Here is a 20,102-nt window from a genome sequence, read left to right as displayed (position 1 = left end):
TCGTTACCCTAAGTGACGATAGCGAGACGATTCCAGGAACCACTCCAGGTAAGCCCTGGGTATGGTCAAGAAAGCGCATGCCACCCGGGTCGCCTCGCGGGAGGCGGCGAATCCGAGATCGTGCCGTTCCAGAAGCAGGGGAATCGCGCGGGCGGCCGTCCAGAGCTCCTCCATCCGGGTCACGACGCGGTCGATCACCCATTCCACAGCCGTGTCGTCCGGGCGGTCCAGCCAGGTGGAGGCGACGGCCACGTAGCCGCGCCCGGTGGTCAGATCGTCGCACCAGGCAGCCACGTCACCGCTCGCCTCGACGACCGCCCGCCAGCGCGGGCTCTCCTGGACCGGGGCGGGCACCTCCACCCCGGCGCAGGGCTCCACCAGGTCGAACAGATACGGGCCGAAGGCGTTCCTGCCCAGCGCCGGGTAGTCCTCGATCGACGGACAGTCCTGGAACGGCGGGCGTTCCCCGGTCGACGGCCGATCTCGGATCGGAGTTCGCTCCCCGGCCGACGGCCGGTCCTGGATCGGCGTACCGATGGCGAGCAGCGCCTCGTGCTGGGCGGTCAGCCCGGCCAGGAACCGTTCGCGCCATTCCTGGCTCATCCCGGGCGCGCAGGCCCGCCACAGATTCGCGAAGGAACGTTCCAGCGGCAGCGCTCCCGGCTCGCCGCCCTCGGCCACCGCGAGCACTCCGGCGAATGCCGCCGGATCCTCGCGGAAGCGGGACAACCACGTCAGCCAGCGGGCGAACAGCGAGGCCGTGCCCGTGTCGTAGCCGGCGAACGCCCGCCCGGCCAGCCGGTGGGCGCCGGGATCGGCGTCCAGGCCGACCTCGCGCGACCAGTCGATGACCGCGGCCTCGATCTGGTACACCGACGGGTGCATGGGACACGGCATCGCCATCGCCGCGAGCCGTTCGGCCAGCTGGGCCGCCGGCGTGGCGGCGCACGGCGGTCTGCGGAGTTCGGTGCCCATCGTCGTCTTCCCCCCGGATAGCACTTCAGCGGCTCCGGTCGCACACTGTAAGAGGAGACGGCGCAGGTTGTGGGGAGGCGCGACGTGGCCGATGCCGCATCTCACCGTTCTCCCTCGTAACGTGTGCGAAACACGGAGCAGGCAAACTGGTAGACCACCAGGCGTGTCGCACCACGTCGGCAATGAAGGAGAAGCCTTGGACCGCCAGCAGGAGTTCGTTCTCCGCACTCTCGAGGAGCGCGACATCCGGTTCATCCGGCTGTGGTTCACCGACGTGCTCGGGTTCCTCAAGTCGGTGGCCATCGCCCCGGCAGAGCTTGAAGGTGCTTTCGCGGAGGGCATCGGGTTTGACGGCTCGGCGATCCAGGGCTTCGCCCGGGTCTACGAGTCGGACATGTTGGCCAAACCGGACCCATCGACGTTCCAGATCCTGCCGTGGCGCAGCGAGACGCCGGGCGCGGCCAGGATGTTCTGCGACATCCTCATGCCGGACGGCTCACCCTCGCACGCCGATCCGCGCTGGGTGCTCAAACGCACCCTGGCCAAGGCCTCCGACATGGGCTTCAGCTTCTACACCCATCCCGAGGTGGAGTTCTTCCTGCTGAAGGACCGGCCGGAGCGGGGCGATCGTCCCGAGCCGATCGACGACGGCGGATACTTCGACCACACCCCGCACAGCGCCGGTCACGACTTCCGGCGCAACGCGATCATGATGCTGGAGTCGATGGGCATCTCCGTCGAGTTCAGCCATCACGAGGGCGGCCCCGGTCAGCAGGAGATCGACCTGCGCTACGCCGACGCCCTCACCACCGCCGACAACATCATGACCTTCCGTCTGGTCATGAAGGAGGTCGCGCTGGAGCAGGGCATCTGGGCGAGCTTCATGCCCAAGCCCTTCACCGAGTATCCGGGCTCCGGCATGCACACCCACATGTCGCTGTTCGAGGGTGACCGCAACGCCTTCTACGAGCCGGGCGCCGACTACCAGCTCTCCAAGATCGGCCGCTCGTTCATCGGCGGCCTGCTCACGCACGCCGCCGAGATCACTGCGGTCTGTAACCAGTGGGTGAACTCCTACAAGCGGCTGTGGGGCGGCGCGGAGGCGATCGCCGGAGCCGGCGGCGAGGCCCCGAGCTACATCTCCTGGGGCCACAACAACCGCTCGGCCCTGGTCCGGGTGCCGATGTACAAGCCGCACAAGAGCGGCTCCACCCGCGTCGAGTTCCGCTCCCTGGACTCCGCGTGCAACCCCTACCTGGCCTTCGCCGTGATCCTCGCGGCCGGGCTGAAGGGCATCGAGGAGGGCTACGAGATGCCCCCCGGCGCCGAGGACGACGTCTGGGCGCTGACCTCGGCCGAGCGCCGCGCGCTGGGGATCCAGCCGCTGCCCCAGTCGCTGGACGAGGCCATCGCGGTCATGGAGCGCAGCGAGCTCGTCGCCGAGACCCTCGGCGAGCACGTCTTCGACTACTTCCTGCGCAACAAGCGCAACGAGTGGAACGACTACCGCCGCCAGGTCACCGAGTTCGAGCTCGGCCGTTACCTGCCGATCCTGTAAGCCCGGGTCGACGGGAGATTTCCTCAGAACGAAGGCGTGGGGCCGGCGGTGGTGAACCGCCGGCCCCACGCCGTTTCGTCGTGTCCCGGAGCCCTTGCCGACCAGCGGCGGAGCGTGTCACAACGGTTGCTCCGCGGTGGACCGCCGAACGTCATGCGGGCGTTACCCGTGGCTAACGGCGGCGTCATCGACCCCGAGTTGGCTGTACGTGCAACGACCCCGGTAAAATCGGCCTGTCCGTTTAGAGGTATTTCTGAGTATTAATCGCCATAAAAGGCGACAGGAGGTGCGGTATGACGACGGCTGCCGAGCTGCAGACCGTGGTGACCGTTCCGGCGCGTTTCCGGGGGCCCGAGGGCGTCGCGAACGGCGGATGGATCGCGGGTACGGTCTCCGAGGCGCTGCACGGCGCCCAGCACGACTCGGCCGTTGAGGTCACGTTGCACGCGCCCACGCCGCTGGACACACAGTTGCATCTGCGTCATCTCGCCAACACCGCAACCCTCACCCACGGTGAGAACCTGCTGGTCGAGGCCATCACGGTGGCCGAGGAGCTGGACGCCCCGGAGTTTGTGCCCTTCAACGAGGCGGCCCTCGCAGAGGGTGGATTTGTCGGATTTGTCGCCCACCCTTTCCCCGGCTGCTTCGTCTGCGGTGTGCGCGACCCCGGTGACGGCATGCGCATCTTTCCCGGCCGGGTGTCCGGCACCGATCTGGTCGCGGCCGGTTGGCGGGTGCCGATGACCGTCGCCGAGGAGGACGGCGTCGTCTCCGACGCGATCATCTGGGCCGCGCTCGACTGCGCCACCGGCTGGGCGCATTTCCAGCCCGGAGAGTCGGCCCTGCTGGGCCGCCTGACCGCGCGGATCCACCGCCGCGTCTATCCCGGCGGCACCTACTCCGTGGTCGCCCGCGCCACCGGTCGCGAGGGCCGCAAGCTCTTCGGCGAGAGTGCCGTCTACGAGGTCGACGGCACCCTGGTCGCCTCGGCCAGAGCCGTCTGGATCATTCCGGCATAGGACCCGCGCCGGGCCGGCTCTACCGGCTGAGATGCCGGGCGACCAGCGAGGCGCAGCGGTCCTGGAACAGGATCGTGTAGTGGTTGCAGTCCTCGACCAGCTCCTCCTCCAGGGCGGGCAGCCGCCCCTTCCAGGTGGCGGTGAGCTCGTCGGGGATCATGCCGACCGGCTGGTCGAGCAGGCCGCGAGGGGCCCGCAGCAGTGACAGCGGCGACTTCACCGCGTGGAGCGCGGCGCCGATCTCCTCGCCTTCGTTGAGCAGCCACCGGCCGTCCTGGCGGACCGGTTCCTGCCGCACCCGTGAGCGCACCGCGCCCTCGGGGCCGATCGCGTCGTAGCGGACGTACTCCTCCACGTCGTCGGTCCAGTTGCCGGCGAAGGCCGGGTGGGCCCTGAAGAAGTCCACGTAGGCGTCGGTGCTCGGAAAGGTCCGGTCGAGCCGGGCGAGAGCCGGGCCGACCGTGGCGTCCAGGGTCGCGTCGGCGTCCAGGCCGGGAAGCAGGGGCAGCGGGAGCCCTCCGTCGAGGAGTACGACCCTGGCGTAGTCGTGGCCCGCCGCGGCGAGGAGCGCGATGTAGGCGCCCATCGAGTGGCCGGTCAGCACGATGTCGGACTCCGCGCCCACGGACCGGGCGACCAGGTTCACGTCCTCGGCCTGCCGCGGCAGGCCGTACGGGCCGGGAAGCCCGGCGCTGTGGCCGCGGCCCCGGAGGTCCATGGCGACCAGCGACCATTCGGCGGGCAGCCGCCGGGCGACGGCGTTCCAGGCCATGAGCGAGGCGGTGATGCCGTGCACCGCCACGATCAGACGCGGTCCGGTGCCGAACCGGGCGACACGCAGCGCGCCGCCGGGAACCTCGACGTCGCTCAAGACAGGATTCACGGGACTCTCTCAAAAATCGCGGATGAAACGATGCTCAGGTTCGTACGGCTTCATGCGACTTCGTATGACGGGGCCGCGCCGTACCGGCCGGCCACCCGCATGCCCGTCCGGAGATCGCGGCAGGCATGAGGAGCGGGTCGTCCACGTCGATGGTGGCGGGTGTCTCCGTCCGGGGTCAACGTCCAACGATCAGAGTCGGAGAGAATTGTGACGGTTTCCACGGCGGTGGAGCACGTCCCCTGGTAGGCAGCATCGCCTCATACCAGCCCATAATTGCTCCATGAGGATTACCGTCATCGAGCATGAGGCCGACGCGGGCCTGGGGTTCTTCGCCGGATGGCTGACCGACGCCGGGGCGGAGTTCGAGGTCGTCCGGCCCTACCTGGGAGAGGCCGTGCCCGAGCGGGCCGCAGGCGGGCTGATCGTGCTCGGCGGCGAGGCGGCGGCCTGGGAGGACGAGCAGTACCCCTGGCTGCCCGCCACCCGGGACCTGATCCGGCGTTCGGTGGAGGGCGGCGTGCCGACCCTGGGGATCTGCCTGGGCGCCCAGCTCATGACGCTCGCCTGCGGAGGCGCCGTCGAGCGCGGTGAGCACGGGCTGGAGGTGGGCGCGTGTGAGGTCGTCCCGCTCCCGGCCGCCGGTGCCGACCCGCTGTTCGGCGGGCTGGGCCCCGCACTCGCCGTCCAGTATCACCGCGACGCGACGACGGCGCTGCCCCCGGGCGCGGTGCCGCTGGCCACCGGGGACCCCTACCCCAACCAGGCCTACCGGCTGGGGGACAGGGCCTGGGCGGTGCAGTTCCATCCCGAGGCCACCCCGGAGATCTTCACCGGCTGGACGGCGGGATCGGCAGATCACCTGACCGAGCGCGGCTACTCGGTCGAGGAGCTCAACACACAGGTGAAGGAGGCGAGGGAAGGTCTCGCCGGCACCTGGAAGTCACTCGCCGAGCGTTTTGTCACCGTCGTCCAAACCGCGTGACTGCGCGATTACGTTCCGAATCCGCTAACGACGGCGCACACTTTCAGGATTAGCGTGTGCGGCGACGCTCCGGATACCTGGGGGCGCGAGCCCGACCTGAGAGGGTGAGCGGAGAGGCCACATCGCCTCCATCGCCCGCCGAGGACCGAGGCGAGCGCGATGCGCAGGGGAGCGTGCACCTTTGATCGCTCGGGGTAGGGATTGAGGAAGGTCACCCGTGGTTGTGATCGAGGACGAGGGAGGGGCGGTGGACACCGTGCCCCGGATGCAGACGACCGCCGGGCGACTGGCCCGGCTCGGTTTCGCCGATGGGGCCAGAGCCGAGCGGCTGCTCGACGAACTGGGCCCCGAGGCGGTAGGCGACATCGATCTGCTGGCCTCCCTGGTCGGCACGGCGGACCCCGATCTGGCGCTCACCTCGCTCAACCGGCTGGCCGAGCGGGATCCGAGCGTGCTTGGATCGTTCCGGTCCGACCCCGGCCTGCGGACCCGGCTGCTCGGCGTCTTCGGCGTCAGCGCGGCTCTCGGCGAACACGTGGTCAGGCATCCCGAGCACTGGCGGCTTCTCGGCGGGGCGCAGGCCGTACAGCGGCCGACCGAGGCGGAGCTCCGTGCTGAGCTGCTGCTCGCGGTCGGCGCCGAACCGGAGAACCCCGAACCCCGCGCGGGCGACGCCACCACCGACACCCTGGTCGCGCTGCGTGTCGCCTACCGGGGCCGCCTGCTCCACCTGGCCGCCCGCGACGTCACCGGCGAGCTCTCGCTGTCCGAGGTCACCGCCGAGCTGTCCGACCTGGCCGGGGCCGCGCTGGAGGCGGGCCTCGCCATCGCGCGGTCCGAGCACCCGGAGTCCGACTCGGTGCGGCTGGCCGTCATCGGCATGGGCAAGTGCGGCGCGCGCGAGCTCAACTACATCAGCGACGTCGACGTCATCTTCGTGGCCGAGCCTCGCGAGGGCGCCGACGGGACCGTCGACGAGAACAGGGCCATCCAGCTCGCCACCCGGCTGGCCCAGGGCATGATGCGCGCCTGCTCGACCAGCACCCCGGAGGGGTCGCTGTGGGAGGTGGACGCGGCACTGCGCCCCGAGGGCAAGGCAGGCCCCCTGGTCCGCACCCTCGCCAGCCACCAGGCCTACTACCGGCGCTGGGCCAAGACCTGGGAGTTCCAGGCGCTGCTGAAGGCCCGGCCGATCGCGGGCGACGCCGAGCTCGGCGGGCAGTACGTCTCCCTGATGAACGACATGGTCTGGCAGGCCGCCACCCGGGAGAAGTTCGTCGAGGACGTGCAGGCCATGCGCCGCCGGGTGGAGGCCCACGTCCGTACGAGCGAGGCCGAGCGCCAGCTCAAGCTGGGGCCCGGAGGGTTGCGCGACATCGAGTTCGCGGTCCAGCTGCTCCAGCTCGTCCATGGCCGCATGGACCCGCTGCTGCGCCGCCGCGCCACGCTTCCCGCGCTCGCCGCCCTGTCCCGGGGCGGTTACGTCGGCAGGGACGACGCCAAGGCGCTCGCCGAGGCGTACACCTTCCTGCGCCAGATCGAGCACCTGATCCAGCTGCACCGGCTCCGCCGTACCCACGTGGTGCCCGAAGGCGTCGCCGACCTGCGGCGGCTGGGCCGGGGACTGGCGATGACCATCGACCCGGTGGGGGAGTTCACCACCCAGTGGAAACGGCACGCCATGGAGGCCAGGCGCCTGCACGAGAAACTGTTCTACCGCCCGCTGCTGCAGGCCGTGGCCCGGCTGCCCGAGTCGGAGGACCGGCTCTCCACCGTCGCCGCGAAGGCCCGCCTGGAGGCGCTCGGCTACACCGACCCGACGGGCGCGCTGCGCCACATCAGCGCGCTGAGCACGGGCGTCTCGCGTCGCGCGGCGATCCAGCGGACCCTCCTGCCGGTCATGCTCGGCTGGTTCGCCGACGCCCCCGACCCCGACGCCGGTCTGCTCGGCTTCCGCCAGATCTCCGACAAGCTCGGCGCCACCCCGTGGTACCTGCGTCTCCTCCGTGACGAGACCGCCGTCGCCTCGCAGCTGGCCCGGCTGCTCGGCACCAGTCGCTACGCGACGGGGTTGCTGATGGACGCCCCCGAGGCGGTGACGATGCTCGGCTCGGAGGCGGAGCTGGATCCCCGGCCGGTCGCGGCGCTGCTGTCGGAGGCGCGGGCCATGGTGAGCCGCTACCCGGGCGAGGCCGAGAAGGGGGTGGGCGCGGCGCGCGGGCTGCGCCGCAGGGAGCTGTTCCGTACGGCGATCGCCGACCTCTCCGGGCACATCGGCATCGAGGAGGTCGGCCAGGCGCTGTCGGCGCTCAACGACGTGACGATCCAGGCCGCGCTGGACGCCGCCGTCGGCAAGGTCGAGATGGAGAGGCGCACTCCGCTGGGCACCCGGTTCGCGGTGATCGCGATGGGCCGCCTGGGCGGGATCGAAAGCTCCTACGGCAGCGACGCCGACGTGATGTTCGTGCACTCGCCGCTGGAGGGGATGCCGGAGCGGGAGGCCACCGACGCGGCCTACGCCGTGGCCAACGAGCTGCGCCGCCTGCTGGCCCTGCCCTCCTCCGACCCGCCGCTGATCATCGACCCGGATCTCCGTCCTGAGGGCCGTCAGGGCGCGCTGGTCCGTACGCTGGCCTCCTACGCCGCCTACTACGAGCGCTGGTCGTCGCCGTGGGAGTCCCAGGCGCTGCTGCGTGCCCGGTTCTCCGCGGGGGACGCGGAGCTGGGCGTCTCACTCCTGCACCTGGCCGATCCGCTGCGCTACCCGGAGAGGGGCATCTCCGACGCGGCCGTGCTGCAGATCCGCAAGCTGAAGGCGCGGATGGAGGCCGAACGGCTGCCCCGCGGCGCCGACCCCGCCCTGCACACCAAGCTCGGTCCCGGCGGGCTGTCCGACGTCGAGTGGGTGGCCCAGCTCATCCAGCTCCGTCACGCGGGACGTCTGCCGTCGCTGCGGACCACCCGCACCCTGGAGACGCTGCGTGCGGCGGTCGGGGAGGAATTGCTGTCCGAAGCCGACGAGGACGTGCTCAGCCGGGCCTGGATCTTCGCCTCGCGCATCCGCGACGCCATCGTCCTGGTCCGGGGCCGCGCCGCCGACTCCATCCCGGTGGACGTCCGCGAACGCGCGCTCATCTCCCGCGTCCTGGGCTATCCGCCGGACGGCAGCGAGGACTTCGTGGACGACTACCGCCGCGCCACCCGCCGTGCCCGCCGGGTCGTGGAGCGCGTCTTCTACGAAGGCTGACCCGTTCCCCGAAGGCAGGTCCGGGCTCCAGAGGCGATCTCGGACCCGCCTCTGCAAAAGCCGTTCTGTGCTTCGGGGACGGCTTCAGACCCGCTGCTGTGAAAGTCGTTCTGCGCTTCGGAACGGTCTCGGATCCGCCTCCGCGAAGGCCCGTCCGGGTTTCGGGGCGATCTCGGACCCGCCTCTGCGAAAAGCCGTTCCGGACTTTGGGAGGCGGGTCCGTTCGGGCGATCGCGGATCCGTTCGCCGGATCGTGGGGGCGGGGCCGCAGGCCGGTTACGAAACCGACCTGTTTTACGTGATCGCGTTGCGCCGCCTGGGACAGGCGTGTATCAACGGTCCGGGTGATCCGATTGATATCTATTTACGTTGATTTGGCCATAGGCCTGATTCTGGCCTTCCTGCTCCTGTCCCTGCTGGTGAGCGGGGTCAACGAGGCCTTCGTCCGGCTGCTCGGGATCCGCAGCAAGTTTCTCTGGGCCTACCTCAGGGACACACTGGACGGAGGTCCCGAAGAGGGAAGGTCGTGGATCCCGTCGAAGATCGCTGACATCTTCGCGAAGCTGCCCTTCTCCAAGGACGACCCGCGTCCGGTGCACAGCCCCGACCCGGCGCCCTCGGTGGTCGAGCCGATGCGGGTCGACCCCGTGGCGGTCCCGGCCGCCGAAGAGCTCGCCACGGACGGCTCCACCGCGGACACCGCCGAAGGGCTCGCCGACGAGGGGGGCACCGAGGGGCTCGCCGCGGGGGAAGCCGCCGGAGAGCCCGTCGCCGAGTCCGCCGCCGGGAAGCCCGCTGAGGGGATCGCGCCGATCGACATGACCGCGCGGCTGTACGAACGTCTCCAGGAGATCGACCATCCCAAGGGCGCTCGCACCAGCATCGCCAACATCCCGCCCGAGCGGTTCTCCGGCGCGGTGATGGAACTGGCCTCCGCGGAGGAGAACGGGATCGAGGGTCTGCTCGCCAAGCTGGAGGCCATCAACAGCCCCCTGGCGGGCCACCTCAGAGGCGTGTGGGAGGGCGCTCAGCGGGACATGGGGAAGTTCCGCAAGGGCGTCGAGAACTGGTTCGACGGGGAGATGCAGCGGCTGTCCATGCTCTACGGCCGCTACGTCAAGCTGGTGGTGTTCGCGCTGGGAGTGGTGCTGACGCTGCTGTTCAGCATGGACGCGCTGGAGTACGGCAAGACCCTGCTGCGCGACAACGCCTACCGCACCGGGGTGACCGCCATCGCGGGGGGCGGCGGGGACGGATACGCCGCACTGAGGGACAAATGCGCGGGCTCCGAGGCCGGTGTCGCCGAGCCGTACGGGTGCGTCACCGAGTCCCTCAGCTCCCCGGCGCTGGTCAAGATCTTCGACCACGCCCTCGTGAGCGTCACGATGCCGCCCGAGGACTCCGACGAGCCTTCCTTCCACTGGAACGGCGGAGCCTGGTGGGACCGGCTGATCACTCCCGGGCACTGGCCCGGCTACCTGCTCACCATGGTCGCGCTGTTGTTCGGCGCCTCGTTCTGGTGGGACGTCCTGCGCCGGCTGACCGGCGTCCGAGGCCGGAGCTCCTAGCCGTCGCTTCCGCGGCCGAACGCGCCGGGTCGGCGGGAACCGCCGGTGAGTACGGGGTTCTCGCGAGCGCCGGGCGACTCGTGGCCCGCGCCGGTGGAGGCCCGGTTCGCCCGCGCGGAGCACACGCTCCCGTTCGGGAGCGCGGCTCCCGGGTTCAGCGGAGTTCGGCCAGGAGCAGGTCGACCTGGGGGAGGGGGTCCGGACCGAACGGGCGGACCACCACCGTGTCGGCTCCGGCCTCCCACAGCGACCTGACCTGGTCGGCGGCGATCTCGGGAGAACCCGCCGCCATCACGACCTCGCCCGGATCGATCTGCAGGAACTCCGCCGCGCCCGCCGCCAGACGTGCGACCGCCGCGGAGTCCTCACCGATGTACAGGTGGGTGAACACCACCAGCTCGTGATCGCCGCCACCGATCAGTTTCCGCGCCTCCTCGATCTGCGCGCCGCCGACCCCCTCGGGCAGGATCGTGCCCTGCGCCGCCCGCCCCGACAGCTCCAGCGAGCGGGGCCGTACCACCCCGGCGAGGACCGGCGGCGGAGTGGCGGGCGGATGCACCAGGCTTACTCCGTCGAGGTGGACGGCCCGGCCCTGGACGGTGACCGTCTCGCCGCGCAGCAGCGCGCGCACCGCCACGACGGTCTCCTCCAGCAACGCCAGCGGCGAGGGCGCGAGCACGCCCACCTGACGCATCCAGTCCTGGACGCCGTGGCCGATCCCGGCGGCGAGCCGGTGCGGGTACAGCCTGGCGAGGTTGCCGAACTCCATGGCGAGCAGGGCCGGATTACGCAGCGGCGCCGGAGCGATCCCGATGCCCACGCGGAGCCGTTCGGTGACGGCGAGCGCGGTGGCCGCCGACGAGATCGACCCGGTCCAGCCCAGATCCTCCACCACCCAGACGTCGTCCACCTCGGCCCCGTCCAGATGGCGGCAGAAGGGGACGAGTGACTCGGGAGGAAGGTCGCGGTCGAACATCACGCCGAGGCGCATATATCTCCTAGGGGAAACGGGAGTGAGACCGGCTATGGCAAACGGTAGTAACCGGCGAAACCTTTGACCGCCGTGATGGGGTCGACCCGGATCTCGGTACCGGTCCTGAGCGCATTGATCATCTTGCCATCGCCGATGTAGACGCCCACGTGGTGGGTCCTCACTTTACGCGCGCCCACCTTGCCGTAGAACTTGCGCGTGCCGACCTTGCCGTAGAACACGAGGTCTCCCGGCTGTGCCCTGGCGGCGGAGATCCTGGTGAGCCGCCGGATGTGATCGTTGGTGTTGCCCGGTCCCAGCACGTCCCGCCCGTAGGCGAGCTGGTAGACCCATCTGGCCAGCCCGGAGCAGTCGAGGCCGAGGGTCCTGGTGGCCGGACACGGCCGGACCGAACCCTGGTATCCCTCGCAGGTGCCGAAGGAGGGGCCGGGGGTCTTGTCGTGGCCGCCACCCCAGGAGTAGGGGATCTCGCCGCCCCGCCAGCCCGGCTGGTACTGCCCGGCCTCGATGGAGTACGCGATGGCGGTGAGCCGGTTCAGGGTGACGGGCAGGATCGGAGCGGAGGCCGAGCCGCTGAGGAGCAGGAACGTTCCCAGCAGCACGGCCGTCGCCGCCCGCCGCCGGCGTCTGGGCAGGTCGTCGCGTCCGGGCAGCCATCCGGGCAGCCATCCGGGCAGCCATCCGGGCAGCCATTCGGGCAGCCGGAGGCGTCCGAGGGGGTCGTGACGTCGCTCCCCGGTCTGGGGAGGCTTGGGATGTGCCCCTTCGTACCGGAGAACCTCTGTCACGTCACCTCACCGATTTGTCGCCATAAGTTATGGCCAGTCTGCCTAACAAGTCGGTGACGCGCGCCGGGCGAACCCCGCCTGATCCGGCCGGGCCCAGTCGTCGATCTTGACCAGATCGGGGTTCCGGATTCGTGGGCGGGCCCCGCCGCCGGAGCCGGACGGGGATCCTGTCCGCGTCCGGCTCCGGCGGCTCAGACCCCGCCCCGCGGGTCTGTCATGCCGGCATGGAGGTGGCGAAGCCGGCGATCGCCCGGGCGAAGTTCTCGGGCTCCTCGATGTGGCCGAAGTGACCGCTGTTCTCCAGGATGAGCAGCTCGGAGCCGGGAATCAGTTTGTTGAGCTCGCGTGACCAGCGCACCCCGCAGATGACGTCGTAACGGCCGACGATCACCAGCGCCGGAATCGTGAGCGAGCCCAGCAGTTCCCGGTCGTCGATGAGGTCGGGAGCGAGGTTCTCGTCGAGGCCCGAGATGTGTGATCCCCCCACCGAGGCCCGCATGGGCGCGAACTCCTCCACGCGCCCCCAGTAATCGGCGAAGTAGGCCGGGAGCAGCCCACGGACCGCGACGGTGAACTCCTCGTCGTTGGAGATGGCGGGGATCGACTGGAAGGCGTCGAGGACCTCCTGGAGCTCGGGGTTGCCCGCGTTCCTCCGGGTGAAATCCTCCAGGTTGCGCATGGCCTCGGCGAAGTGCTCGGCCCCGGTGAGCGGCGCGCTGTCGTACAGGATGACGCCGGCGAGACGGTCGGCGTGGCGCAGGGCGTAGTGCTGCGTCACGAAGCCGCCGTGCGAGTGGCCCAGGAGATACACCTTCGGCAGCGCAAGGTGATCGATCAAGCGGTCGAGAACCTGTGCGTAGCGGTCTCGCGTGTAGCCGTTGGGATGCGTCTCCAGGCGGCCGGATTCGCCCGTGCCGATCGGCTCCACGTACACCATGGTCAGGTGCTGTTCCACCGCCGGCATCCTGAGGTACTCCCAGGAAACTCCGGGACCGCCGGAGTGCGCCAGGCACACCGGTCCGGTGCCGTGGACGTGGTAGCGCTGGGTGATGCCGTCCACGTCGATGACATGGGTGCCGGGCGACAGTGGGTTCGTGGCAGAGATGCTCATGAGGTCTCCGGTCGTGGTGGTGGTGTGAACACCGACAAGATGCGGAGACCGCGGGTAAGTTCGATTCCATCTCTGTGATGGCGGTCACAGAACGGGCTGTGGGCGGCGAGCGCCTCACGCGTCGGAGGGCAGCCCGTTCGCGTCGAGCAGGACGACGGCGGTGCGTATGCCCACCCCGTCCAGGTTGCCGGGGTACATCATCACCCGGGCACTCAGCCCGTCGAACAGCATGGTCAGCTGGATCGCCAGCGTGGCGGGGTCGGCGGCGCCGCCGAGCTTCGCCTGTTCGGCGAAGTAGTCGGTGAGCTGCTGCTTGCCCTGCCGGGCGATCTCGCTCGCCGGGTGGGCGGGGTCCTTCAGCTCGATCGAGGCGTTGACGAACGGGCAGCCGAAGTACTGTGCCGCCGCGACCAGCTTCTCCATCTGCTCGAAGACGTGCAGGATCCGCCGGCGTGGGGCCCCGTCGGTGGACCGGTCGAGGAACAGGGCGAAGTTCGCCGGGCCGGACCGGGCCAGCACCTCGGCCAGCAGCTCGTCCTTGGTCTCGAACAGCTGGTACATCGACCGCTTCGACACACCGGCTGTCTGGCAGAGCTTCTGCACGCCGGTGGTGGCGAAGCCCTCCAGATAGAACAGCTCGGTCGCGGCCTGGATCAACCGCTCGCGGGGGGAGGTCTTCGCGGTCGACGTCATATCCGCAGCCTACCCCCTGGTTGGCATCTGGAAACCGATCGGTTTATAGTGGCTGAAACCGATCGGTTTCCAGCGGTCTCCGCCGCGCGAATCGTCCTTCTCCGTGCAAGGGAATTCACATGAAGATCCAAGGCTCCGTGGTGTTCGTCACCGGAGGCGGTCGCGGTCTCGGCAAGGCGCTCGTCGACGAGGTGCTCGCACGTGGTGCGGCCAAGGTCTACGCCACCGCCCGCGACCCGAAGACGATCACCAACCCGGACGTCGTCCCGTTGCAACTGGAGGTCACCGATCCGGCCTCGGTGGCCGCCGCCGTCGCGCAGGCCCCTGACGTCAACCTCCTGATCAACAACGCCGGCGTCACCCTGGCGGCGGACTACCTCAACGGGGATCTGGAGGAGGTCCGCCGGGAGTTCGAGATCAACTTCTACGGGCCGCTGCACGTGACCCGGGCCCTCGCGCCCCGGCTCATCGCCAACGGCGGCCACCTGCTCAACATCCACTCGGCGCTGTCCTGGTATGCGATGCTCGGCGCGTACGCGGCGTCCAAGGCGGCGTTGTGGTCGATGAGCAACGCGCTGCGGCAGGACCTGCACCCGCACGGGGTGGGCGTCACCGGCCTGCACGTCGGCTGGGTCGACACCGACCTCGCGACGCAGTGGGCGGGGGACGCGCCCAGGTCCGCCCCGGGCGACGTGGCCCGGCAGGCGATCGACGGTGTCGAGGCGGGTCTGCACGAGGTGCTCGCCGACGAGTGGACCCGCCAGGTGAAGGGCGCTCTGGCGGCGGACATCACCGCGCTCTACCCGCACGTGGCCGTCAACGCCTGATCCGGATCGGGAGGGCCGCGATCGCCGGCCCTCCCGACCTCCGGCGGGGCAACCGTGCCACCCGGGGGCGCACCGGCATCGAGGGCCCCCGCGAAGTGCCTCATGCCGCCGGGGGAGGAGCGCATGCGAAAGGCCGTCGAACCGGCCCTCGGAAGGAGGGACGGGTCAACGGCCTTTCGCAAGATGCCCGAGTGCCCTGTGCGTGATCTGGCGGATCAACCCGCCAGTGTGTTTCCGCAGATCAGAGGCTTGGCGGCTCAGACGTCGTAGTACAGCTCGAACTCGTGCGGGTGCGGGCGCAGGCGGATCGGGTCGATCTCGTTCTCACGCTTGTAGGTGATCCAGGTCTCGATCAGGTCCGGCGTGAACACGCCGCCTTCCAGCAGGTATTCGTGATCGGCCTCAAGGGCGGCGAGCACCTCCGGGAGCGAGCCCGGGACCTGCGGGATGTTGCGGGCCTCCTCGGGAGGAAGCTCGTAGAGGTCCTTGTCGACCGGCTCGACCGGCTCGATCTTGTTGCGGATGCCGTCGATGCCGGCCATGAGCTGGGCGGCGAAGGCGAAGTACGGGTTGCACGACGGGTCCGGAACGCGGAACTCGATGCGCTTGGCCTTCGGGTTGGAGCCCGTGATCGGGATGCGGATGCACGCCGAGCGGTTGCGCTGGGAGTAAACCAGGTTGACCGGGGCCTCGTAGCCGGGGACCAGACGGTGATAGGAGTTCACCGTCGGGTTGGTGAACGCCAGCAGCGACGGAGCGTGCTTGAGCAGGCCGCCGATGTAGTAGCGGGCGGTGTCGGACAGACCCGCGTAGCCGACCTCGTCGTAGAAGAGCGGCGCGCCGTCCTTCCAGAGCGACTGGTGGCAGTGCATGCCGGAACCGTTGTCACCGAAGATCGGCTTGGGCATGAAGGTGACCGTGTGGCCGTACTTCTGCGCCGTGCTCTTGACGATGTACTTGTACAGCATCAGGGTGTCGGCTGCCTTGAGCAGCGTGTTGAACCGGAAGTCGATCTCGGCCTGACCGGCCGTGCCCACCTCGTGGTGCTGCATCTCGACGTCGATGCCCGCCTCGATGAGCTTGCGGACCATCTCCGAACGCAGGTCGGTGAAGTGGTCCATCGGCGGAACCGGGAAGTAGCCGCCCTTGAAGCGCGGCTTGTAACCGAGGTTGCCGCCCTCCTGGGCCTTGCCGCTGTTCCAGGCGCCTTCGATCGAGTCGATGTGGTAGTAGCTCGAGTGCGCGTTGGTCTCGAACCGCACGTCGTCGAAGATGTAGAACTCGGCCTCGGGGCCGAAGTAGATCGTGTCGGCGATGCCGGTGCCCTTGAGGAACTCCTCGGCCTTGCGGGCGACGTTGCGCGGGTCGCGGCTGTAGGCCTCACCCGTCAGCGGGTCGTGCACGAAGAAGTTGATGTTAAGCGTCTTGTGCTGCCGGAAGGGGTCGAGCACGGCCGTGGACGGGTCGGGCAGCAGGAGCATGTCCGACTCGTGGATGGCCTGGAAACCACGGATCGACGACCCGTCGAACATGAGACCTTCAGTGAAGACGCCGGCACCGAAGTTCTCCGTGGGGAACGTGAAGTGGTGCGTCGTTCCCGGCAGGTCCGTGAACCTGACGTCAACGAACTGCACTCCTTCGTCCTCGATGAACTTAAGGACGTCTTCGGCGGAGTTGAACACGCGAACCTCCCAAGGGGCACGGGCTAGACACCGAATATAGGTCTCTGCCGTTACCGCCCCGTGTCTCGTTTGTTTCACCTGTGTTAAGGGAAAGCAGCCTCCACGTTAGTCCCGGGGTAAGACTGGACTCGTCATAAAAGCGCTTCCTTTGCCCGAGTTTCACGTGCCGATAGTAAGACTGCAGTCCTCGCTTTCCACGTCGCCGTCGAGCTCGTAGGGGTCTACCGGGGCAGTGGTGACCTTGGCGGCCTCCTCGTCGGGGGCGGAGTCACTGTAGAACGGGTGAACGAATCCGTCGTAGACGTCACAGCGAGAACCCGCGACACCGTCGGCATTCCAGGTGACGGGCCATATCACCAGCTTGCCGTTCTCTCGGTAAACCTGAACCTCGCCGAGGTTGTGCGCGATGATCCGTTCGGTGGGCTCCGGCCGTCCGGGGCGGTGGATGGCGTAGACGAACAGGTAGTTCACCGTGATGCGGGCTCCGGACCGGCCTTTCTGCTGGAAGGTGGAGTATTTCGTCTTTCCCTTGACCTTGATCACGTCGGTGGCCAGTTCGGCGGTCTTCGGTGCCAGGCTGGTGACCCAGTCTCTGCTGTTGAAGACTCCCTTCTTCGGCTTCCCTCGGTCCAGGTTCTTCAGGAACCACTCGCGCTGCTCCGGGTGCAGGAGCTTCGCCAGCGCCGTCGGCCTGCCGCCCATGAGCGTCCTGCGGTCAAGATGGGAGGCCTTCAGCATGTCGCGGGTGCGCTGCAGGGCGGTGGCGACGTCCTTCCGGCTCAGCCCACCCGTCGCCCTGGCCGCAGGCATCACCAGCCCCTTGGCGCCGTCGGCGTAGTTCTTGGCCGGAGAGCCCTCGAAGGGGGAGACCTTCAGCGGTCTCACATCGACCGGTGTGGTCTCTTCGGGAACCTGGCCGAGGCGCAGGGCGCCCAGGTCCATATCGGAGAACCGCTCGGAGACGACACCGGGGATCATGCTCACGACCTCGGGCCGGTAGGCGACGAACAGCCCGGCGCCCGCCACGACGGCGACCACGGCGAACGCCGCGATCCGCCGGTTGCGGCGGCGCCTGACGCGTGGCAGGCGCGCCCACTCCTGGGCGGCGGCCTTGTTCATCTTCCGCTGTTCGTTCTGGTCGATCTGCGCGGTGAGTTCGTTGAAGCGCTTATCGACGTCTTCTATGTCAGACACTGGGGGGTTCTCCGGTGGAAACAGATGTTGAGAAGTTGAATGACCATGATGTATGGCTTTTTGCCGGTCTGGTATTGGTTTGGGCGGATGCGGAGGCGAGCCTCGGGGCGGATACCGTTGGGGTTATGAGCAGCAGGCAGCAGCCCCGTTGGACCCAGACCTGGCTCGGTGGCGTCAGGTCGGCCGGAGTCGACCTGGGCTATCCGGGAGAGCGGCTCGGTCTGCCCAGGGAGGGCAGCGGTGCGGTCGCCGGATTCGGCCGCAGGATCGGCGCCATCGTGATCGACTGGCTGATCTGCACTTGGGCCATCACCCAGGGACTCCTGCGGATCGATCCCGTCCAGCAGGGCTGGGTCCCGATCCTGATCTTCGCGGCGGAATACGTCCTGCTGGTCGGGACGATGGGCATGACCTTCGGCATGCGCCTGCTCGGCGTCCGGGTCGCCGCCCTCGACGGCGGGCGCCCCGGGTTCGTCTCCGTGCTGGTGCGCACCCTGCTGCTGTGCCTGGCCGTGCCGGCTCTCATCTGGGACCGCGACCAGCGAGGCCTGCACGACCGCGCGGCGAACACCGTGGTCGTGCGGATGTGAACGGCCCATGCCCCGGTTGCGGACCTGTCCGTCTCCGATGAGTGGCCCGGGCCGAGGCTCCGGGTGTGTGCTCGTGAACGACCCGCGCCGAGAGCTCGGGCGTGTGCCCGAGAACGGCTCCGGACTCCGGACCGGATGCCGCCGCAGACCGTAAACGATCTCCTCGCCGGGGGCGAGAGGGAAGAACCCTTCGCCCCCGGTGAGGAGGAAATCCGCTACCGGCCCGCCGCGTAGCCCTGAGCGCCTCGCGGGTTGGCCGCGGCCCGCAGGAAACCGGAGGATCCGGTATCCCTGGACACCGCGCTGAGGCGGCCGAGCGACCAGGACTCCTGGACCTCGACCTCGTGCCCGCGCCGCCTCAGCTCCTCGACGATGGCGGGATCCACCCGATCCTCGATCATCATCACGCCGGGCCGGGACTCGCGGGGGAAGAACGAGCTCGGGAAGTGCTCGGAGTGGAACATCGGCGCGTCCACGGCCTCCTGGAGGTTCAGACCGCCGTGCACGACGGACAGGAAGAAGTTCAGGCTCCACTGGTCCTGCTGATCGCCCCCCGGCGTGCCGAAGGCCAGCCACGGCCTGCCGTCGCGGAGCGCGAAGGACGGCGACAGGGTCGTGCGGGGGCGAGCACCCGGACGCAGGGAGTTCGGCAGTCCTTCCTCCAGCCAGAACATCTGGGCCCTGGTGCCGAGGCAGAACCCGAGATCGGGGATCGTCGGTGAGCTCTGCAGCCAGCCTCCGCTGGGGGTCGCCGAGACCATGTTGCCGTGCCGGTCCACGACGTCCAGGTGGCAGGTGTCGCCGCGGACCCGCCCGTCGGAACGGACGGTCGGCTCGCCCGCGCCGGCGAACGACCCACCGGCGTGCGCCGCGTCGCCCGGAGTTCGCGTGGGAAGTCGCGGGGCCCGCCCGTCCGGGCTGCCGGGCCGCAGGGCGCCGTCGGCCCGGGGTCCGACCAGGGCCCGCCTCTCGGCGTTGTAGGCCTCCCCGAGCAGCGTCGCGAGCGGGACCTCGGTGTGATCGGGATCGCCGTACCAGGCCTCGCGGTCGGCGAACGCGAGTTTCGCGCACTCCACGACCGTGTGGAGGTAGTCGGCGCTGAGGTGCCCCATGCCGGACAGGTCGAACCCGGACAGCAGCGCGAGCTGCTGCAGGAAGGCGGGACCCTGCCCCCACGGCCCGGTCTTGCACACGGTGTACCCGTGGTAGTCGAAGGTCAGGGGGTCCTCGACGGTGGCTTCCCAGCCCGCGAGGTCCTCGGCGGTGAGCAGGCCGCCGTGGACCTTTCCCGAGGTGTCCTTCCAGGCCGTCTCGGCGCAGAACTTCGCGATCGCCTCGGCGACGAAACCGCGGTACCAGCTGTCGCGGGCGGCGGCGATCTGCCCCTCACGGGTGGTGGAGGCCGCCTGGGCCTCGGTGACCAGCCGCCGGTAGGTGGCGGCCAGCACGGGGTTGGCCAGCCGGGATCCGGCCTCGGGAACGCGGCCGTCCGGCAGCCAGGTCGCGGCGGAGGTGGGCCAGTCCTCGGTGAACATCTGCTCCACGGCCCCGATCGTGCCGGCGACGCGCTCCAGGACGGGGACGCCGTTCTCGGCGTAGGAGATCGCCGGCTCCAGCACATCGGCCAGCGTCCAGGTGCCCCAGCGTTCGAGCATGAGCATCCAGCCCCCGAACGCGCCGGGCACCGTGGCGGCAAGCAGTCCGGTGCCCGGGACGAGGTCCAGTCCGAGGCCGGTGAAACGGTCGACGGTGGCGGCGGCGGGGGCCACTCCCTGGCCGGAGACCACCGAGACCTTCTGCTCCGCCTCGTTCCACAGCAGGATCGGCACCTCGCCGCCGGGTCCGTTGAGATGCGGTTCGGCAATCTGCAGGACAAAACCGGCGGCCACCGCGGCGTCGAAGGCGTTACCGCCGCGCTCCAGCACGCTCATCCCGGTGGCCGACGCGAGCCAGTGGGTGCTGGCCACCATTCCGAAGTCACCTGTCAGCTCGGG

16 protein-coding genes are annotated in these 20,102 nt (G+C 69.4%); 7 read left to right on the top strand and 9 right to left on the bottom strand.

The window, feature by feature from the left end:
* Positions 1–3: 3 nt before the first annotated feature.
* A complete protein-coding gene (locus CHC08_RS00500) occupies positions 4–975 on the bottom strand; it encodes a terpene synthase family protein (RefSeq protein WP_089205118.1) in 972 nt (323 codons plus the stop codon).
* A 196-nt stretch (positions 976–1,171) separates the two neighbouring features.
* On the opposite strand from CHC08_RS00500, the gene glnA (CHC08_RS00495) reads away from it, so the two are divergent.
* Both glnA (CHC08_RS00495) and CHC08_RS00490 read left to right on the top strand, forming a co-directional pair.
* Entirely contained in the window at positions 1,172–2,533 is a 1,362-nt protein-coding gene (gene glnA / locus CHC08_RS00495; RefSeq protein ID WP_089205117.1) for a type I glutamate--ammonia ligase, read from the top strand.
* Positions 2,534–2,826: 293 nt separating this feature from the next.
* Positions 2,827–3,552, top strand: a complete 726-nt coding sequence (locus CHC08_RS00490) for a PaaI family thioesterase (protein ID WP_089205116.1) — start codon at positions 2,827–2,829, stop codon at positions 3,550–3,552.
* A 19-nt stretch (positions 3,553–3,571) separates the two neighbouring features.
* On the opposite strand, the gene CHC08_RS00485 is transcribed toward CHC08_RS00490, so the two are convergent.
* Positions 3,572–4,435 carry an alpha/beta hydrolase gene (locus CHC08_RS00485; protein ID WP_089205115.1) on the bottom strand — a complete coding sequence of 288 codons (864 nt, stop codon included), beginning with the start codon at positions 4,433–4,435 and terminating at the stop codon, positions 3,572–3,574.
* A 280-nt stretch (positions 4,436–4,715) separates the two neighbouring features.
* Here CHC08_RS00485 and CHC08_RS00480 point away from each other — a divergent pair, with 280 nt between their 5' ends.
* From CHC08_RS00480 to CHC08_RS49280, 3 genes are all read left to right on the top strand, one after another.
* Entirely contained in the window at positions 4,716–5,417 is a 702-nt protein-coding gene (locus CHC08_RS00480; protein ID WP_089205114.1) for a type 1 glutamine amidotransferase, read from the top strand.
* Between the two features lie 265 nt (positions 5,418–5,682).
* Positions 5,683–8,664, top strand: a complete 2,982-nt coding sequence (locus tag CHC08_RS00475) for a bifunctional [glutamine synthetase] adenylyltransferase/[glutamine synthetase]-adenylyl-L-tyrosine phosphorylase (RefSeq protein ID WP_089205371.1) — start codon at positions 5,683–5,685, stop codon at positions 8,662–8,664.
* 374 nt (positions 8,665–9,038) lie between these two features.
* The gene (locus tag CHC08_RS49280; RefSeq protein ID WP_179281813.1) at positions 9,039–10,232 is read left to right on the top strand and encodes a hypothetical protein; all 1,194 of its coding nucleotides are present in this window, start codon (positions 9,039–9,041) and stop codon (positions 10,230–10,232) included.
* A 154-nt stretch (positions 10,233–10,386) separates the two neighbouring features.
* Here the strand turns inward: CHC08_RS49280 and CHC08_RS00460 are convergent, their stop codons facing one another.
* The 4 genes from CHC08_RS00460 to CHC08_RS00445 all read right to left on the bottom strand — a co-directional run bounded on the left by CHC08_RS00460 (position 10,387) and on the right by CHC08_RS00445 (position 13,815).
* A complete protein-coding gene (locus tag CHC08_RS00460) occupies positions 10,387–11,223 on the bottom strand; it encodes an LLM class flavin-dependent oxidoreductase (protein ID WP_089205113.1) in 837 nt (278 codons plus the stop codon).
* 32 nt (positions 11,224–11,255) lie between these two features.
* On the bottom strand, positions 11,256–12,011 hold the full coding sequence (locus CHC08_RS00455) for a C40 family peptidase (RefSeq protein ID WP_275937135.1): 756 nt from the start codon (positions 12,009–12,011) through the stop codon (positions 11,256–11,258).
* Positions 12,012–12,225: 214 nt separating this feature from the next.
* Positions 12,226–13,122 (bottom strand): alpha/beta fold hydrolase, encoded by an 897-nt coding sequence (locus CHC08_RS00450; protein WP_089205112.1) that lies wholly within the window; start codon positions 13,120–13,122, stop codon positions 12,226–12,228.
* A 114-nt stretch (positions 13,123–13,236) separates the two neighbouring features.
* Positions 13,237–13,815, bottom strand: coding sequence for a TetR/AcrR family transcriptional regulator (locus CHC08_RS00445; RefSeq protein WP_089205111.1), 579 nt, complete (start codon positions 13,813–13,815; stop codon positions 13,237–13,239).
* 119 nt (positions 13,816–13,934) lie between these two features.
* On the opposite strand from CHC08_RS00445, the gene CHC08_RS00440 reads away from it, so the two are divergent.
* On the top strand, positions 13,935–14,642 hold the full coding sequence (locus CHC08_RS00440; protein ID WP_089205110.1) for an SDR family oxidoreductase: 708 nt from the start codon (positions 13,935–13,937) through the stop codon (positions 14,640–14,642).
* Between the two features lie 257 nt (positions 14,643–14,899).
* On the opposite strand, the gene glnA (CHC08_RS00435) is transcribed toward CHC08_RS00440, so the two are convergent.
* Together glnA (CHC08_RS00435) and CHC08_RS00430 are read right to left on the bottom strand one after the other, a co-directional pair.
* Positions 14,900–16,324, bottom strand: coding sequence for a type I glutamate--ammonia ligase (gene glnA / locus CHC08_RS00435; protein WP_089205109.1), 1,425 nt, complete (start codon positions 16,322–16,324; stop codon positions 14,900–14,902).
* A gap of 159 nt (positions 16,325–16,483) precedes the next feature.
* Entirely contained in the window at positions 16,484–17,518 is a 1,035-nt protein-coding gene (locus tag CHC08_RS00430; RefSeq protein WP_089205108.1) for a hypothetical protein, read from the bottom strand.
* 125 nt (positions 17,519–17,643) lie between these two features.
* On the opposite strand from CHC08_RS00430, the gene CHC08_RS00425 reads away from it, so the two are divergent.
* On the top strand, positions 17,644–18,108 hold the full coding sequence (locus tag CHC08_RS00425) for an RDD family protein (protein ID WP_089205107.1): 465 nt from the start codon (positions 17,644–17,646) through the stop codon (positions 18,106–18,108).
* 215 nt (positions 18,109–18,323) lie between these two features.
* Here the strand turns inward: CHC08_RS00425 and CHC08_RS00420 are convergent, their stop codons facing one another.
* Positions 18,324–20,078 (bottom strand): gamma-glutamyltransferase, encoded by a 1,755-nt coding sequence (locus tag CHC08_RS00420; protein WP_179281839.1) that lies wholly within the window; start codon positions 20,076–20,078, stop codon positions 18,324–18,326.
* Positions 20,079–20,102: the final 24 nt, after the last annotated feature.

The organism is Streptosporangium subroseum (assembly GCF_900188345.1).
GTDB lineage: Bacteria > Actinomycetota > Actinomycetes > Streptosporangiales > Streptosporangiaceae > Streptosporangium > Streptosporangium subroseum.
Note: the sequence above shows the minus strand (reverse complement) of the source record. Positions and strands in the feature narration are given on the sequence as shown.